Raw genomic sequence first — 17,431 nt, forward strand, 5'->3', positions numbered from 1 at the left:
GTGGATGCTATGGGTCGGTTTTTGGGGGTTTCTTTTGCTGTATTACAAAATTGTAAAACACCATGAATGCGTTGCGGTTGCAGGTCTTGCGGTTTTGACTTATGGTTAACTTCCGGGATTTGTATCGACACTGAATACAATTCAACGGTAAATAGCTCCTTGGAAGTTGCATAATTGTGAAAAGTTAGAGCCGAAGAGCCTGCCGCGACCGATTCGACGATTGGTCCGCAGGCTTTTTTGCCCTTGCCGGATGCGCTCCATCGAGATGCGGATTTTTTGGGATCATTGGATTTTTTCCGGTGCCGCACTTACGTCCTGCCGATTGCAAGCGGCGCGGGCGAGGGACCTTTAACAGCGGAGTGAATCGAGACCATGTGCCGTTTGTTTGCGCTCACAAGCCGTGACCCTGTGTCACCCATGCGCGCCATCGATGCCCTGAACGTCATGAAGGAAGGGCACGACGGCTCCGGCGTGGGATTGTTCCTGAGCGGTCTGGGAGGACCGTGGGAGGAACTCAAGGAATACCCCATCCTGTCCGGCATCTTTACCGACGAGGGGCTTTCGCGGATGTCCGACTACATGACCAAGAACGGGTTCCAGCCCAAGTATTCCGCGACGTTCACCCCTGATGTGGAACCGCCTGCCGGGACGCCCCGGCGCGGCGCCTACGCCTCCATCGCCTTTAAGATTCCCGACGGGTGGAAGGGCATGGCCGAGGAGCAGGTGAGTCAGAATCTGGTCCGGATGCGCCTGGGCCTGCGGGCCATGGGCGAGGAGTCCGGCGACATCATGGTCTTCTCCTTCTGGCCCGACACCATAATGATAAAGGAAGTGGGCGACCCGCTCGCCATGGCCGACTATCTCAAACTCGACCGCGAGGAGCTCCAGGCCCGCCATATCCTGGCGCAGGGCAGGCAGAACACCAACTACGCCATCAACCTGTACGCCTGCCATCCCTTCTTTATCGAAGGCATTTCCACCATGACCAACGGCGAGAACACCGCCTTCGTGCCCATCCGCGAATACCTCATGTCGCGCGGGGTCACGGGGTATCAGGGCTATCAGTCCGACTCCGAGGTGTTTACCCACATCGCCCATTACACCACCAAGCGGCTGAGGCTCGACATCAGCGCCTACAAGCACGTCATCACTCCCATGAATGACGACGAGATGCGCGATCACCCGGACCGCGAATTCCTGTCCGATCTCAAGCGCGCCTGCCGCAAGCTGATTATCGACGGCCCCAACTGCGTCATCGGCTGTCTGCCCGACGGCTCCATGTTCATGGCGCAGGACCGCAAGAAGTTCCGGCCCGGCGTGGTCGGCGGCAATCCAGAGCTCGGCATTTACGGGTTTTCCTCCGAGATATGCGGGCTTAACGCCGCCATCCCCGATCGTGACAGGACCAAGGATTTTCAACCCATGCATCTCGACACGGCGATCGTCGGACCCGATTGCCGGGAGGTTCTCCAATGCTCCCAGAAAGACCCATTACGCCCTCAACTTTAAGCCGCAAGGACCTGCCCTGGCAGATCAAGTGGGACATCAACACCTGCACCAAGTGCGGCCGGTGTACTTCGGTCTGTCCCGTCAACGCCATTGAGCTGGGCGTGTTCCGCAAGCGGGACGTCAGGCCGCCCATGGGCCTCAACGCCAAGCCGACCACGGAATTCTCCACTTATTACGGCATCCGTCAGCGCACGGACCCGGCCTATGCCTGCATCGGCTGCGCCATGTGCAACATGGTCTGCCCGAACAACGCCATCGAGCCGAACCGTCAGTACGATTCCACCACGCTCGAGTTCCAGAACAACCGTGGCGGCCAGCCCCGGACCCGCGGCGGACGCAGGAACAATTCCGAATCCTTGCTCGATCAGATCAAGTTCATCCGCATCTCCATGCTCACGGACCCGGCGCTCGACGCGGGCCGTCACGAATTCGACGTGCGCACCCTGCTCGGCAGGGTTCTCTCGCCCGAGGCCGAGATCAAGTGCTACCGCGAGAACGGCTGGAAACCGCCGGTTCGCGAAATCTATCCCCTGGTCATCGGCGGTATGTCCTTCGGCGCGCTTTCTCCGAATATGTGGGAAGGGCTCCAGATGGGCGTGGCCTACCTCAACGAGGAAATGAACATGCCGGTGCGCATGTGCACGGGCGAGGGCGGCTGTCCGCCGCGCCTGCTGCGTTCCCGCTTCCTCAAGTACGTCATTCTCCAGATCGCATCGGGGTATTTCGGTTGGGACGAGATCATCCACGCCATCCCCGAGATGAAGGAAGACCCCTGCGCCATCGAGATCAAGTACGGCCAGGGAGCCAAGCCCGGCGACGGCGGCCTGCTCATGTGGTACAAGGTGAACAAACTCATCGCCGCCATCCGCGGCGTGCCCAAGGGCGTTTCCCTGCCCAGCCCGCCCACGCACCAGACCAAGTATTCCATTGAAGAGGCCGTGGCCAAGATGATCCAGTCCATGTCCATGGCCTGGGGCTTCCGCGTGCCGGTCTATCCCAAGATATCGGCTTCCTCCACCTCGCTCGCCGTGCTCAACAACCTGGTCCGCAATCCCTATGCGGCGGGTCTGGCCATCGACGGCGAGGACGGCGGTACGGGCGCGGCCTACAACGTGTCCATGAACCACATGGGCCATCCCATCGCCTCCAATCTGCGCGACTGCTACAAGGCGCTCTGCGTGGCCGGAGCCCAGAACGAGATTCCGCTCATCGCGGGCGGCGGCATCGGCAAACACGGCAATCTGGCCGCCAACGCCGCAGCCCTTATCATGCTCGGCGCGTCCATGGTCCAGATCGGCAAGTATGTCATGCAGGCGGGCGCGGGTTGCCTCGGCAGCGAAAAGGACCGTTGCAACGTCTGCAACATCGGCGTCTGCCCCAAGGGCATCACCTCCCAGGACCCGAGGGTCTACCGCCGTCTCGATCCCGAAAAGGTCGCCGAACGGGTGGTGGACTTCTACCTGAGCTTCGACACGGAACTGCGTAAGGTCTTCGCGCCCCTCGGCCGCTCCACATCCCTGCCCGTCGGCATGTCCGACGCATTGGGCATCTCGGACAAGGACGCTGCGGACCGCCTGGACATCAAGTACGTTATCTAATCGAAGCCTCAGGACATATCGGAGTACACAATGGCTAAGAAAATACAGCGCATAAACGGACACGAGAACGGTGTCCGCGTGGAATCCCGCATCCTGGAGGAGCGCATCCAGAACGCGGTCCGTCAGGGGGCGCGCCGGTTGGAGATTGACGCCATGGGCCAGCACGGCATCGGAGGCAGGCTCTGGATTTCCAAGGAAGAGCCCATTTCCGTGACCATTACCGGCTCCCCGGGCCAGCGCATCGGCTCCAAGGGGTTCCCGGGCACGACCATTGAGGTAATGGGGCCCGCCTCGGACGACGTGGCCTGGCTGAACGCGGGCGCGGAAGTCATCGTTCACGGCAACGCCTCCAACGGCGTGTGCAACGCCATGGCGCAGGGCAAGGTCTTCATCGCGGGCAATATCGGCTCGCGCGGCATGACCATGACCAAGACCAACCCCCGTTTCGACGCGCCCGAATTGTGGGTGCTCGGCTCGGTGGGCGACTACTTCGCCGAATTCATGGCCGGAGGCACCGCCGTAGTCTGCGGCCACGAGGCCCAGAACCCCGGCAACATCATCGGCTACCGTCCCTGCGTGGGCATGGTCGGAGGCCGCATCTTCGTGCGCGGCCCCATCGACGGTTTCTCCCAGTCCGATGCCCTCATGGAGCCCATCGATGACCCCACCTGGGCGTGGCTGACCGAACATATCGAGCAGTTCCTCAAGAAGATCAAGCGGTCGCGTCTCCTGAAACGGTTGACCCGGCGCGAGGAGTGGCAGCTCATCCGGGCCAAGACCCCCTTTGAGAAAAAAGGCAGGGTTCGCCGCGCCATGCACGACTTCCGGGTCAATGTATGGGACGCCGAACTCGGCAGGGGCGGCATCATCGGCGACCTGACCGATCTCGACCGTTCCCCTGTCCCGCTTATCGTTCACGGCGATCTTCGCCGCCGCGTGCCTGTCTGGGAGAACCGCAAGTACATGGCGCCGTGCCAGGCCAGTTGTCCCACGGGTATGCCCGTGCAGAAACGCTGGCAGTTGGTCCGCGACGGGCTGGTGGACGAGGCCGTGGACCTCGCCCTGGCCTACACGCCGTTCCCGGCTACGGTTTGCGGCTATCTTTGTCCGAACCTGTGCATGGACGGCTGCACTCGGTCCACCCAGCAGAACATGGCGGCAGTGGACATCACCAAGCTCGGCCGGGAAGGGCACAAGTCCAAGATTCCGGCCCTGCCGCCCCTGTCCGGCAAGCGCGTCGCCGTCATCGGCGGCGGCCCAGCCGGTATATCCGTGGCGTGGCAGATTCGCATGAAGGGCCATGAAGCCGTCGTCTTCGACATGGCCAAGACCCTGGGCGGCAAGATCGCCTCGGCCATTCCCTATACCCGCGTGCCCAGGGAGGTCGTGGAAAAGGAGATCGAGCGCGCCGCCAAGGTCATTCCCCATGTCCATCTGCAACAGCAGCTCAAGACCAAGGAGTTCGAGGAGCTTCGCGAGGAGTACGACTTCGTGATCCTGGCCGTGGGCGCGCAGAAGCCGCGCATGATACCCGTGCCCGGCCATGAGCGTATCATTCCGGCCCTGACTTTCCTCCAGGAGGTGAAGAAGGGCGAGATGCGCTCCGGCAAGCGCGTGGTCATCATCGGCGCGGGCAACGTGGGCTGCGACGTGGCCACCGTGTCCGCCTCCGTGGGCGCCGAGGACATCACCCTCATCGACATCCAGGAACCCGCCTCCTTCGGCAAGGAGCGCAAGGAGGCCGAAGCCGTGGGCGCGCGTTTCAAGTGGCCCTGCTTCACCAAGGAGATCACCGAAGAGGGCGTCCTGCTCCAGTCCGGGGAACTGCTCCCGGCGGATACGGTCATCATGTCCATCGGCGATCAGCCGGACGTGGAATTCCTGCCGGACAACATCGCCCTGGACCGCGGCCACATAGTGGTCAACGACGACTATCAGACCACCGATTCCCGCGTCTTCGCCATCGGCGACGCCGTGAGGCCCGGTCTGTTGACCCATGCCATCGGACACGGACGCCGCGCCGCCGAAGTGATCGACGACATCTTCAACAACCGCCGCCCGCAAAGCGACACCCGCGAGATGATCGATTACACCCGCATGACGCTCGAATACTTCGATCCGCGCGTTATCGAGTTCAGCGACGCCAATCAATGCGGCGCGGAATGCTCCAGTTGCGGCTCCTGCCGCGACTGTTACATCTGCGACACGCTTTGTCCGCAGAACGCCATCAGGCGCAATGAGCTGCCCGACGGCGGTTTCGAGCGGGTCGTGGACCCCGACAAGTGCATCGCCTGCGGGTTCTGCGCCGACGCCTGTCCCTGTGGTATCTGGGACATGAAAAATCCGGCCCCCATGGAATAGCGGTGCGGTTGATACAAACAGAAAGCCGACGGGAGTTCTCCCGTCGGCTTTTTTTGGGAATTATCCCTTTAACTCCCTGGGGCGAAAAACAGGGATTGAAAGCCGCTTTGCGGCGATAGCCGGATGATTTCGCCTCCGGCGGGCAAGGGTTCGCACCCTTGCATCCCATGTATGCGCCTTCGGCGCGGGCTTTTTCGATTCCGCGTCGTCCCGCCGTGAAAGCGGGGGATATAGATTATTTTTGGGGCTTCTCCGAAATTCGTGTTGCCGCCTCCATTGAGGGAGGACGGCGCAGAAAGAGTTTGGAGTTGAGGGGGTGGAATGGATGGGGAGTGGGGCGGCTAAGGATAGCGGCCCATATTCCGTTCTTGTTTGAGGCCGTGCTGGGTCAGTCTGTCGTAGTCGATCTGATCCTGTTTCATCCTGTCCATGAGCCGCCGGATTTCGGCTCTGACCTCTTTCTTGAAGTTGTCGCAGTCGCCGGGCGGAAGGTTTTCCAGGGTGTCGCTGATTTCATGCGCGGCCTTGGTGGATATCTCGCCGTGAATGAGTTCGTGGTTCTCAAGCTTGCGGTAGAATTTCTTCCACCATTTTCGGGTATCGAAGTCCACGCTGTGCTTGAGCCGGGGATAGAGGTAGGTCAGGTGGAGATGCACGACCACGTTTGTGACCCTGCATTGCCCTCCCTCCTGTTTGATCTCGTAGGAAGTGCTGATGTCGGTCCGTGTGTTGGCCTGGTATGCCTTGCTCCCTTCGTTCAGGGGGGAGCTGTGCCTGAGGTTTCGGGCTATGGTCGAGGGCACAAGGCCTTCCACCAGATAGTATTCCGTGGACACGGTGCGCACCACGTCGGCCAGGGCCGGGACGGCTGTGAGGAGAAGGGCTGCAAGGGCGACGGACAGTCGTTTCATCATGTTTTCTGGTCCGTGGGTTGGTTTTTAAATGCCGTGTCCTGGGATCGCATCGGGCGGCATGGCAGGCGGCGCGGCGTCTGTCGTCCGGCCCGGGATTCGGTCCGTTGCCTGATCGCATGGTATCATCGAAGGCCGGGATGGTCGAGAGGGGGGCTACTGTTTTGCCGGGGCGGGCCGTAACTGGCCGCCGATTTTGACGAGGCGAAAAAGGAAAAGGTGCGTTGTCCGCCTTGGGAAAGGGTTTCCGTGCGGCAAACGGAAACCCTTCCCCGCAGCCGGGGAGGTGATGGAGGAGACCCCCTAGCTGCTCTGCGGACAGTAGCGATCAAATCCCATGAGTGCGGCCGCTCCGGCTATGGTCGTGCCGTAGAACAGCACGGGTTTGCCTGTGAGGAACATGTCGATGGTGCCGTTGGCCAGGGTCGTGCCGGTGACGAGCAACAGGTCGGCCCAGTCGATGGCGTCGGCGGATGTCTCCCCGCCTTCCACCAGCACGCCGCGTTTGGTTTGCCCTATGTTGTCAGGGTCCAGATCCACCAGCCTCACGTCGGTTTCCGCGTTCACGGCCTGGGCCAGCGCGGGCTGGAATCCAATGATGGTGACGCGGCATTTGCCGTACCGCTCGTCGATGTACCGGAAGACGCCCTTGGCGCATTCGGCGGGGCCTTTGTCGCGGCAGTGGACCGTGTTTCCGGTTAACCCCAGGGAGCTGCATACGGCATTGGTGGTGGAGACGAACACGGCGCGGTGGAAGTTGTCGTCCAGGGGAAGCTCGGCGATTCGGGCCAATGTGCCGGAATAGTTGCCGTAGTGATCGGTGAACGCCTGGCCACGCGCTCCCCGGAAATTGGCCTCCATGAGTTTTTCCTTGCCTTTTTGGATGGGGAAGTCGTTCCCTTCGGGGGTTCCGATGGCGTCCTTCACGCTCAGGGGGGCGGCGGTCACGGTGATGCTCTCGTTCAGGATATCTTCTTTGGTCCAGAGTTCGAGGGCTCGTTCATGCACTGTTTCGAGTATGGTTTTCATTGCGTCTCCTAGACTGCGGATAGTTTCTTCAGGGCGGCGAAGATGGTCAGCGAGAACAGGCCGATGACCACGGCCAGGACCATGGCGCGATCGAATTCGCCGCTGAAGACCGCGTTGTAGATTTCAAGGGACAGGGTGTTCGTCTTGCCGATGATGTTGCCGCCGAGCATGAGCGTGACGCCGACCTCGCCGAGGGATCGCCCGAGGGCCAGGAACCAGCCCGCGGTCACGTTGCGCCGGATGTTGGGCAGCAGCACCAGCCAGAAGGTTTGCCAATCGTTTTTGCCCAGGACCTGGGATATCTCTCCCAGCCTGCGCACATCGCCCCTGAGGGCGGCCTCCACGGGCTTGACCATGAGCGGCAGCCCGGACACGAAAGACGCCAGGACCACGCCCGGGAAGTTGAAGACGATGTCCACCGGCGAGTACTGCCCGAGCCATCCGGCCCGGCCCAGGAGCATGAGCAGGATGAACCCGGTGGCCACGGGCGGAAAGACCAGGGGCAGCGTGACCAGGAAATCCACGGCCGAGCGCAACGGTCCCTTGCCTGATGTCAGGTAGTAGGCGATGAGCACGCCGCCCACCAGGTGCAGGACGCCGGAAGCGGCCAGCGCCTTCAGAGTGAGCCGGAGTGGGTTGATGGTTTCCGGCTGGGCCAGTATTCCGAGGAAATCCATGTGTTACAGGCCGTTCGCCCTGACGATGGCCTGGGCCTCGGCGGTCTTGACGAAATCGAGGAACGCCCTGGCCTGTTCCTTGTTGGCGGAACTTTCAAGAACGGCGGCGATGATGCTGATGGGCGAGTAGTTCTTCTCGTCGATGACCATGTAGCCGCCGAGCTTGTCCTGGACGTTGAGGGCGTGGGTCAGATTGATGAAGCCCATGTCCACTTCGTTGGTGGCGAGGTAGGAAAATACCTGGGGCACGGTGGCGACTTCCACCAGTCTCGGCTTGATGTCCGGGAGCCTGCCGGTCGTCAGCAGATATTCCCGCGCCGCCTTCCCGTAGATGGCCTTGCTCGTGTCGGGCAGGGCGATGCGCCCGGCCTTGGGATTGTCCAGGTCGGATTCCTTCGAGAATTCGGACCCCTTGGCGAATGCCAGGACCAGTTTGCCCCGGCCCAACTCGGTTTCGTCGGTCACGGGCAGGGCCGCGCGAACAATGAGGAACTGTCGGTCGCCCAGCACGATGTCCACCTTGCCGCTTTCCTTGGCCAGCGTGGTCACTCTCCCCATGTTTCCGTAAATGAGGTCCATGGACCGGCCGGTTTTTTTCTCGTAGGCCGCGTTGAGCGCGTTGACCATTTTTTTGTAGCCCGCTCCGGCCGCCAGGACGAGTTTGTCGCCGGAAAAGGCGCTCGTGGGCAGGGCGAGAAGCAGGGTGAGCATGACGGCACAGATACGAAAGCGGTACATGGCGGTTCTCCTTGCGTCGCCGCGCCGAACGCGGCGGGGTGTGCGGTTCGCGAACGGGTTGTGCCCCGTCGTTAAATTACCTATGTTCTGTGCTGTTATGTCGCAACCAAGTCACGCGAATGGATAAAGGCGTGATACTACGGCAGGTGATCGTTTCATGCGAGAAGACAGGGTTTCGGGCAAGGTGTGCCCCCGCGAATTTTTCAGTGTTTCGGATCAAGTGAGTTACCTTGAGCCGTCGCAGATGAATGCTCTGGAGGAATCCTTCAGGAAATGGAAGGATTCGGCCCGGCGCATGGACAGCGTTCGGGCCAGGACCAGGCTTTGGCTGGTCTTCCAGCTTGTCCGCCATACCGGCGCCCGCCTCGGGGAAATCCTGTCCCTGGATGATGCCGAAGCGTTCGACGCCAAGGGGCCTTTCGTGCGGTTGGGGAAGGAGGATCGGGTCCGCGAGGTCCCGCTGCCCGAAGAGTTTTTCGCCGAACTGGCCGCATTCCTGGAAAGCCCCATGGGCTGTGGGCTTCACGGGGAGCTGTTCAGGGTGGACCCCGGTTATTTCCGGCGCATCTGCTACGAGCGCGGCAAGGAGTGCGGTCTGTCCAAGGACCTTGTCTGTCCCAAGTCCCTGCGCAACACCAGGGCCGTGGAGATGCTGCGCAGCGGCGTGCCCATCACCATCGTCAAAGAGGTCCTGGGCCAGTCCTCCCTGGACTTGACCGCCAACTTCCAGCAGTTCTCGCCGGGTGATGTACAGTCCATCGTGCGCACCGCCTACGAGGCCATGCGCAGGCGTACTTCGGCCCGCAACTCCTTCCTGGGACACGTCATCGAGGTCGACACGGACCAGGTCATGGCCCAGGTGGTCCTGGAGACCCGTTCCAATCTCAAGATTTGCGCGGTTATCACCCTGGATTCCTTGCGCAACCTGAAAATTCAGCCGGGCAGCCCCGTCGTCGCCACGGTCAAGGCCCCTTTGGTCAATGTCCTGCGTCGGGCCGAGCAAATTTCCGGCAGCGCGCGAAATCGGCTGGAGGCCCAAATTATCCGGGTCACGGATACCCCTGTCCTGACCGAGGTCCTGGGCCGTCTTTCGGACGGCACCGACGTCTGCGCCCTTATTTCCGCCCTCAGCGCCCGGGACCTGGCGCTTCAGCCCGGCGACGAGGTCGAGTTTTGGTTCAAAGCCATGTCGGTCGTTTTGAATACCGTGCAATTATAGACGGTTACGGACGTTAATCCCATTTCGAGATTGTGCCCGAGCGGCGTTTTGTCGGACACGGCGAATGACCTTTCGGCGCGCCCGGCTGTCCTGCGCTGTTTGGCGTGAGCGGAGAATGGGGCCCCGGGTGAATTGGCTAACTCGGCTGGTTTATAAGGAAAGATGCCTCGTTGCAGTCCATATATCCTCAGTCCAGGGGATTCCGTCCAAGGAATATCCGTCGGTTTCCGACTTCAAGAGGATGGCATTCAGCCGACAAAGTAAAGTTTTCTGTTTAAATGTAAAGAAATTCGACGCGTTGTCTTTATTTTTTTCGTGATAACTAATTGAAATAAAATGGTATTCATTTTTGGTATAGTGATTGCTTTAACTGTCGGTAGTTGGGGAATACTACCGCCAGGAGGCTGCTATGAATAAGGTATACTGTGCTGCTACATTGTTCTCTTCATTGGTCATGTGTTTGTTTCTCGTGACGCCTTCCCACGCGCTCGTTCTCGATTTTGAGGGCTTGGGGAATCAGGACCAGGTTCTTGATTTCTACAACGGTGGAACAAGTTCCATGGGGTATTCCGGAACGGACTACGGCGTTTCTTTCAGCGACAACGCCTTGAGCCTCATCGATTCCGACGCGGGCGGCAGCGGCAATTTCGGCAACGAGCCCAGTCCCGACACCATTCTTTTTTTCCTGAACGGTGACGCGGCCGTCATGAGTCTCGCCGCGGGATTCGATACCGGCTTCTCCTTCTTCTATTCCGCGATCAGCAACCCTGGCCAAGTGAGCGTGTGGAGCGGTCTCGGCGGCACCGGCGACCTGCTCGCCACCTTGGATTTGGCCATCACTCCGCAGGACGGAGGCGATCCCAACGGCTCCTTCAGCCCCTTCGTGCCCATCGGCGTCGGTTTTGAAGGAACCGCCTATTCGGTCAGCTTCGCGGGTGTCATCAATCAGATCGGTTTTGACGACATCACCTTTGGCGCCGTTACCCCCGGCGATCCGGGCGCTCCCGTTCCCGAACCGGGTTCGTTCATCCTGATGGGAATCGGCCTGCTCGGGTTCCTGGCTTACGCCCGTAAGCGTCGCAACGCCTAGTCATTCGAAAAGAATTCAAAGGGCTCCAACTCGTTGGAGCCCTTTTTTTTTGAACCTATATATCCAAATCCTTGCTTGCGCGGTGGAACGCCGCGGGACGAAAATAGCCCGCGCCAAAGGCGCTTACATGGGATGCAAGGGTGCGAACCCTTGCCCGCCGGAGGCGAAATCACCCGATTATTGCCGCGAAGCGGCTTTCAACGCCTGATTCTCCTTTCCAGGAAGCTGAAGGTAATTCCCTCTTCCTGTCCATCGGGGGAGGCTGCCGCATGGAATGCCTCGTCGGGAAACGACCGCTTTGGCGGGATGATGCCGGATATGGAGGAATTGAATTTCCCTTAGTCATGCCTTTGCTTTCAAGTCTTTTTCGGCCCCTTGGGGCCGAACCGTCGGTTCAAAAGTGAAATGATGTATTTCGGTCGGCATGTCCCGGGGATGAGATTGGTTTTCCCCTCGGGATAGTGCAAGCCGTCCTTGTGTTTTATGTCGTTGTGATTGAAACTGACACGGCGTTTTCCTTCGAGCCACGAGCTCGGTTTGATGGTTCTTTGCTCTTTTCATCAAAAGAGGGAACCTTTCGTTTTTAAGAGGACTTGTCAGATCAGAACGACTTCAGGTTAAGCCTCCGCGTCAGCGCATACCATACCATTAAAGTCTGCAAGTGCCCGGCACTGCACGTAACGAGAGAGCCAAGGGAAGTATTCCTTGGCCTGCTGCGTTCGGCCGAGGTCTTGCGGGCAAGGGCTGTCGCCAAAGACTTGGGGCGGGCTTTTCGGTCGTATTGAATACCTCTTGGGGGACGTCGTTTTATCCCGGCCAAGCCGAAGCAGATGGCTTGGCTGCGCAGTGGGTTGCCGCAGTGCCGCACGTTTTCAAGATTGAAGCTGTGCGCCTGCAAAAAAAAAGTCCGATTGTTCAGTCTATGTTGCCTAGGCAACAGACACACTCTGTAATTGGACCTATCGTACAGGCAAGACTAGGCAACTGAACTGCATGGATCTTACAAGCGTTTTGGCAATTTGCTCAAAATAATGTTGTGGGAAATCAGTAACCTATATGCCAAAAAAGGGAGAGGAAATGAGTTCAGACGGGAAAAAACCATCTCTACTGTGGGCTTTCTTAACCTTCGCAGTTCCTGTCGCAATTATTCTGTATGGGACGGTCGTGGTTGGAGTGCGTCCGCCTGTGTTGCCTTTGCTTGTGGCCGTAGCCGTCGCAGGCATCATGGCTCTGAAAATCGGTTATAAGTGGGAGGAGTTGCAGGAAGGAATGCTCGCGGCCGTGGGGCGTATCCAAATCGCCGTGGCTATTCTGATGCTTGTCGGCATGATCATCGCTTCCTGGATGGCGTCCGGCACGATTCCAGCCATCATCTACTGGGGGCTCAAGCTCATCGCCCCGGAACATTTCCTCGTGTCCACCTTCGTGTTGTGTTGCGTGGCCTCGTTGGCCACGGGAACCTCTTTCGGCACCATGGGCACCATCGGCGTGGCCCTGCTCGGAGTCGGGGGAGCGATGGGATTCAACCCGGCGTGGACCGTGGGGGCCATTGTTTCCGGCGCATACTTCGGGGATAAGATGTCGCCCGTGTCCGACTCGACGAACATCACCGCCACCGTTTGCGAGGTTCCGCTCTTCACGCATATAGCCTCGATGTTGTGGACCACGGTCCCGGCTGCCATCATCTCCATCGCAGGTTACGCCATCCTTGGCTCCATGCACACCGGGGACCTTGTCAGCGTGGGGAACATCAACACGATCCTCACATCGCTGGAAGCGACCTACTCGCTTTCGCCCATTGCCTTTCTGCCTCCCATATTGATGGTGGTGCTGGCCTATAAAAGGATGCCCGTCCTGCCCGTCATGGTCATCTGTATTGTCAGCGCATTGGCCATCGCTTTGTATGACGGAGCCTCCATCTCCGTTTTGGCCAAGCAATTGACGACGGGCTACAAGGCGGCGACTCCCTCCCAGGAATTGAATGCGCTGCTTTCCCGCGGCGGACTTATGTCCGTCATGGTCACGATCCTGCTGCTTACCAGCGGTATGGCTTTCGGCGGTATTCTCGAAAAGGCCCGCGTGCTCGAAGTCTTGCTGGACGCGATGCTGCGGGGCGCGAATTCCGCGCTTTCGCTTGTCGGCGCGACTCTGGGCGCCGCCTACATCATCCTGCTGGGCACCGGCAGCCAGATTCTCGCCGTGGTGGTCCCGGGCAGGGCGTTCGGCCAGAATTACAAAGACGCGAAGATCGCTCCCCAGGTGCTTTCCCGCACTTGTGAAGACGCCGGTACCCTGGGGTGTCCCTTGGTCCCCTGGTCGGTCCATGCCTTTTATATTCTGGGCATACTCGGAGTAGGCGCGGTGGATTACGTTCCCTTCGCCTTTTTTAACGTGACCATTCCCTTCATCTCTCTGGTCTTGGCCGCAACCGGTTTTGGAATCATGAAGACTGACGGTACTTCTGTTCGTTCGTTGAAGTCCTCGGCCGATTCCGAATCAGCTTAACTCAATAAGGTAGTTCAATGTCAAAATCCCAAATCAAAAACGTTCTGTTCATCATGCTGGACACCCTACAGTTCAATTACTTGGGCTGTTACGGGAACAAGGAAGTCAAAACGCCGAACATGGACAAGTTCGCCGAAGACGGTTTCCTGTTTGAAAACGCGTACAGCGAGGGACTGCCGACCATTCCGGTCCGCCGAGCCCTGCTCACCGGGCGGTACACTTTGCCGGAGAGCGGGTGGCGTCCGCTGACCACGGAGGATACCTCCATAACCGACGTGCTCTGGTGCCGCGACGTGCAGACGGCGTTGGTCTATGACACTCCGCCGATGCGTCTTCCCAAATATGGTTATTCCCGTGGATTCGACTATGTCCGTTTTTGTAACGGCCATGAACTGGATCACGAAACTTTCAGCCATGTTCCGCTCAAGGCCGAATTCAAGGGAGAGGACTACCTTTCTCCCAACTGGCTCAAGAAGGGCGAGGACGGCGAGTACGACGACTCCAGCAAATCCTTGATCCGGGAAGCCGAGTGCTATCTGAAACAGCGCCAGAACTGGAACTCCGATGCGGACAACTATGCTTCGGTGGTTATCTCCGAGGCGGACAGTTGGCTGAAGGAAAAGCGTGATCCCAAACGGCCGTTCTTCCTTTGGCTCGATTCCTTCGATCCCCACGAGCCGTGGGATCCGCCGTCCGTATGGGAGAAAGAGCCATGCCCGTACGATCCGGATTACGAGGGCAATCCGCTGCTGCTCGCCCCGTGGACCGAGATCAAGGGGGTCATGACCGAAGAGGAATGCTCCCACATCCGCGCGCTCTACGCGGAAAAAGTCACCCTGGTCGACAAGTGGCTCGGCAAGCTTTTCGACTCGCTCAAGGCCCAGGGGCTCTGGGACGATACCATGGTCATCGTCACTTCCGACCACGGCCAGCCCATGGGAGCCGGCGAACACGGCCATGGCCTGATGCGTAAATGCCGTCCCTGGCCTTATGAAGAGCTGGTGCATGTTCCCCTCATGGTTCATGTCCCCGGTTTGAAGGGCGGCAAGCGCATCGATTCCTTCGTCCAGAACGTGGATATTACCGCCACCGTGCTCGACGGCTTGGGCCTCGGCACCGATGCGGTGGAGCAGACCGGACACGAGGGCATCTCCACTTACGATGCCGACGACATGCACGGCATCAGCCTGCTGCCGATTATGCGCGGCCAGACCGATACGGTCCGCGACTTCGCCATTGCCGGTTACTATGGCATGTCCTGGTCTATTATTGACCATGATTACAGCTATATACACTGGATACAAAAGGAAATCGACACGGACTCCATGAACAAGATATTCTACGATGGTTCCGGTTCCGGCGGCAATGCGGGCGCGCAGTCCGCGAAATTGGAGATGAAAGAGGAAATGTGGACTTGCGTTCCCGGGGCGAAAGTCTCGGTGCCGCATACCGACGAACTCTTTGATCGCCGCAAGGACCCCTTCCAGTTGGAGAACATCATCAAGAGCAATCCCGAGAAGGCCAAGGAATTGCTTCAGAAACTGAAATTGTACATCGGGGAACTGCGAACCACCTAAGAATCCGCGCAAGGCAGGCTTCCCCGCACAGGAGACAATATGCAGACGCCGCACATAAACGAGTTCTGGCGAATCCAGGTCAATAGTGACGCCTGGAACAAGGTTTTGGGCCTGGGTGTTCGCAAGGAGTTCAAGCACGGTGAACATATTGTCTTTGCGGGGGAGCTGGTGACGGAGCTGCGGTATCTTCAGTCTGGCACCGTGTCCATGAAGCGAACGTCCGTGGACGGCAATGAGAAGATCATCATGCATGTGGAACAGAATTCCCTCTTCAGTGAAGTGCCCTTTTTCACCAGGGAACCGATCGACAGTTCTTTTATTTGCCACAAGGATGCCGTGGTCTACTCCTTCTGCAAGGAGACGGTGGACAGGATGTTGGAAACGCACCCCTGCATTGCGAAGGACATCATCCACACGCTTTCCCATAAGGTGAACGTTCTCAGCAATCAGTTGGCTTCGCTGGGGCTCGACACTCTGGAGCAGCGGATCGTGAAGTTCGTGCTTCTGCGGTTCAACTCGATGGAGTTGCCTTCAAATGACATCGTTTCGCTCGGTTCGCTTCGTATGCAGGATATTGCCTCCATATTGGGAGTGCACCGAGCCACTTTGTACAAGACGTTCAAATCGCTGGAGAGCCATGGGCTCATAAGGATATTGCGCGAGAATAAATTGCAGATCCTGGACATCGATGCCCTTACTGCCATCGCATACCATTAACAGAAAAAGATAAAGCAATGAGTGAAATAAAAAATATCACAGAGCAGGCCTCTTCCGGGCTTTTCAGTTCCTACAATGACGCCATCGTCATCTTTTTCAAGGAGCTTTGCCCGCACTGCAAGAACATGGAAAAGGCGTTGATGAAATTCGGCGACAAGTCCCCTGAAACCGAACTGTACAGCGTCGACAGCGAAGTCAGGGGAGAGCTGATGGCGGAACTTGGTTTCGAGCGGGTTCCCACGCTGGTCTTCATCCGGAACGGCGAAGTGGCGAACATTCATTCCGGCCTCATGAATCCGCGTGAGCTGAAAGCGCTCCATGCATCCCTGTAATCGCGGCGGAGTCGATCATGAACAACGAATATGACGTGATAATACTTGGCGGCGGCGTCGCGGGCATGACCGCGGCCGTATATGCGGCCCGGGCGAATCTGGACGTCCTGCTGTTGGATGAAAACGCCTGTGGCGGGCTGGTCAACTGGACAAGAGTGGTGGAGAACATGCCTTCCTATGTCTCCGTCGGCGGCATGGAACTCATGGAGAGAATGCAAAATCAGGTGGAATCGTTCGGAGTGACCGTCGAGGAAGCCGCTTGCATCGACTCCATGGAGCTTGCCGGGCGTGTAAAGAAAATCATGGCGGACGACGAGACCTATACGGCGAAGGCGGTCATTGTCGCCACCGGCCGCAAGCCGGTTCCTCTTCCGGCGGCCGGAGACTGTGAACAGGTTCATTACTGCGCCATCTGCGACGGTGCGCCCTACGTCGGCAAAAAAGTGCTCATCGTGGGAGGCGGCAACAGCGGGTTCGACGAGGCGATCTCCTTGCTCGATCTCGGCGTCAGCGAGCTGACCCTGGTGGAAAGAATGGATTGCTTTTTCGCCGCACAGTCCACGCAGTCCGCATTGGCGGCCAGGGGAAACGCCACCACGCTGCACTCCACGGAAGTCCTGTCGCTGAACGGAAACGGCAAACTCGAATCCGTTACCCTTCGCGATATGAAGACCGGTGAAAAGAGGGAGCTGGAATGTGACGGCGTGTTCGTGTTCCTGGGGCAACAGCCCGGCACCGACGCCTTTTCCGGGCAACTGCTTCTCGACGAACATGGCTATATCATTACGAATGACGTCATGGCGACTTCCCTGCCCGGCGTGTTCGCAGCCGGAGATGTGCGGCCCAAGAAATATCGTCAGATCACCACGGCGATGGCGGATGGCACTATAGCGGCGCTGGAAGCCGAACGCTTCATACACAGTACGCGGTAGGTCCATGTCAGGGTTAACGATCACGATCCTGGACCCTGACACAAACCGAGCTGAACGGGCCGCCAAGCGGCTCCGGAGCCTTCTGAAAAACGAAGGGGTCTCGGTTTGTGTTCGAGTAACCACCTGTTACCTGGAGATAGCAAGGCAGGGGTTGAAAGGTAAAACGCCTGTTATTTCAGTAGATGGCGCTAACTTCCAATGTAAAAATCTGGACGATTCCCTGCTTGCCGGATTTG

14 protein-coding genes are annotated in these 17,431 nt (G+C 58.8%); 10 read left to right on the forward strand and 4 right to left on the reverse strand.

Annotated elements, in window-relative coordinates; all coding sequences use genetic code 11:
* Positions 1-372 precede the first annotated feature (372 nt).
* Genes PSN43_RS07960 through PSN43_RS07970 form a run of 3 tightly spaced genes read left to right on the forward strand, consistent with a single transcriptional unit; the run spans position 373 to position 5,468 of the window.
* On the forward strand, positions 373-1,509 hold the full coding sequence (locus PSN43_RS07960; protein WP_272700193.1) for a glutamate synthase: 1,137 nt from the start codon (positions 373-375) through the stop codon (positions 1,507-1,509).
* Positions 1,473-3,107, forward strand: a complete 1,635-nt coding sequence (locus PSN43_RS07965; protein WP_272700194.1) for a glutamate synthase-related protein — start codon at positions 1,473-1,475, stop codon at positions 3,105-3,107. Before PSN43_RS07960 ends, PSN43_RS07965 begins: the two co-directional genes overlap by 37 nt.
* Positions 3,108-3,137: 30 nt before the next feature.
* The gene (locus tag PSN43_RS07970) at positions 3,138-5,468 is read left to right on the forward strand and encodes an FAD-dependent oxidoreductase (RefSeq protein WP_272700195.1); all 2,331 of its coding nucleotides are present in this window, start codon (positions 3,138-3,140) and stop codon (positions 5,466-5,468) included.
* A 341-nt stretch (positions 5,469-5,809) separates the two neighbouring features.
* Here the strand turns inward: PSN43_RS07970 and PSN43_RS07975 are convergent, their stop codons facing one another.
* From PSN43_RS07975 to modA, 4 genes are all read right to left on the reverse strand, one after another.
* A complete protein-coding gene (locus PSN43_RS07975) occupies positions 5,810-6,382 on the reverse strand; it encodes a DUF922 domain-containing Zn-dependent protease (RefSeq protein WP_272700196.1) in 573 nt (190 codons plus the stop codon).
* A gap of 300 nt (positions 6,383-6,682) precedes the next feature.
* Complete coding sequence (locus PSN43_RS07980; RefSeq protein WP_272700197.1) at positions 6,683-7,408, reverse strand: Rossmann-like domain-containing protein; 726 nt, start codon at positions 7,406-7,408, stop codon at positions 6,683-6,685.
* An 8-nt stretch (positions 7,409-7,416) separates the two neighbouring features.
* On the reverse strand, positions 7,417-8,085 hold the full coding sequence (locus PSN43_RS07985) for a molybdate ABC transporter permease subunit (RefSeq protein ID WP_272700198.1): 669 nt from the start codon (positions 8,083-8,085) through the stop codon (positions 7,417-7,419).
* Positions 8,086-8,088: 3 nt separating this feature from the next.
* Positions 8,089-8,823: a molybdate ABC transporter substrate-binding protein gene (modA, locus tag PSN43_RS07990; protein ID WP_272700199.1), complete on the reverse strand. Its 735-nt coding sequence runs from the start codon at positions 8,821-8,823 to the stop codon at positions 8,089-8,091.
* Between the two features lie 157 nt (positions 8,824-8,980).
* Between modA and PSN43_RS07995 the strand changes: the two genes are divergently transcribed.
* From PSN43_RS07995 to PSN43_RS08025, 7 genes are all read left to right on the forward strand, one after another.
* Positions 8,981-10,042 (forward strand): TOBE domain-containing protein, encoded by a 1,062-nt coding sequence (locus tag PSN43_RS07995; protein ID WP_272700200.1) that lies wholly within the window; start codon positions 8,981-8,983, stop codon positions 10,040-10,042.
* 409 nt (positions 10,043-10,451) lie between these two features.
* Positions 10,452-11,132, forward strand: coding sequence for a PEP-CTERM sorting domain-containing protein (locus tag PSN43_RS08000; protein WP_272700201.1), 681 nt, complete (start codon positions 10,452-10,454; stop codon positions 11,130-11,132).
* 1,077 nt (positions 11,133-12,209) lie between these two features.
* The gene (nhaC, locus tag PSN43_RS08005) at positions 12,210-13,637 is read left to right on the forward strand and encodes a Na+/H+ antiporter NhaC (RefSeq protein ID WP_272700202.1); all 1,428 of its coding nucleotides are present in this window, start codon (positions 12,210-12,212) and stop codon (positions 13,635-13,637) included.
* A 17-nt stretch (positions 13,638-13,654) separates the two neighbouring features.
* Complete coding sequence (locus tag PSN43_RS08010; RefSeq protein ID WP_272700203.1) at positions 13,655-15,214, forward strand: sulfatase; 1,560 nt, start codon at positions 13,655-13,657, stop codon at positions 15,212-15,214.
* Between the two features lie 39 nt (positions 15,215-15,253).
* Positions 15,254-15,931, forward strand: a complete 678-nt coding sequence (locus PSN43_RS08015; RefSeq protein ID WP_272700204.1) for a Crp/Fnr family transcriptional regulator — start codon at positions 15,254-15,256, stop codon at positions 15,929-15,931.
* Positions 15,932-15,948: 17 nt separating this feature from the next.
* A complete protein-coding gene (locus tag PSN43_RS08020; protein ID WP_272700205.1) occupies positions 15,949-16,263 on the forward strand; it encodes a thioredoxin family protein in 315 nt (104 codons plus the stop codon).
* Positions 16,264-16,280: 17 nt separating this feature from the next.
* Complete coding sequence (locus tag PSN43_RS08025) at positions 16,281-17,195, forward strand: NAD(P)/FAD-dependent oxidoreductase (protein ID WP_272700206.1); 915 nt, start codon at positions 16,281-16,283, stop codon at positions 17,193-17,195.
* Positions 17,196-17,431 lie beyond the last annotated feature (236 nt).

It is taken from the genome of Desulfovibrio sp. Fe33 (assembly GCF_028532725.1).
GTDB lineage: Bacteria > Desulfobacterota > Desulfovibrionia > Desulfovibrionales > Desulfovibrionaceae > Pseudodesulfovibrio.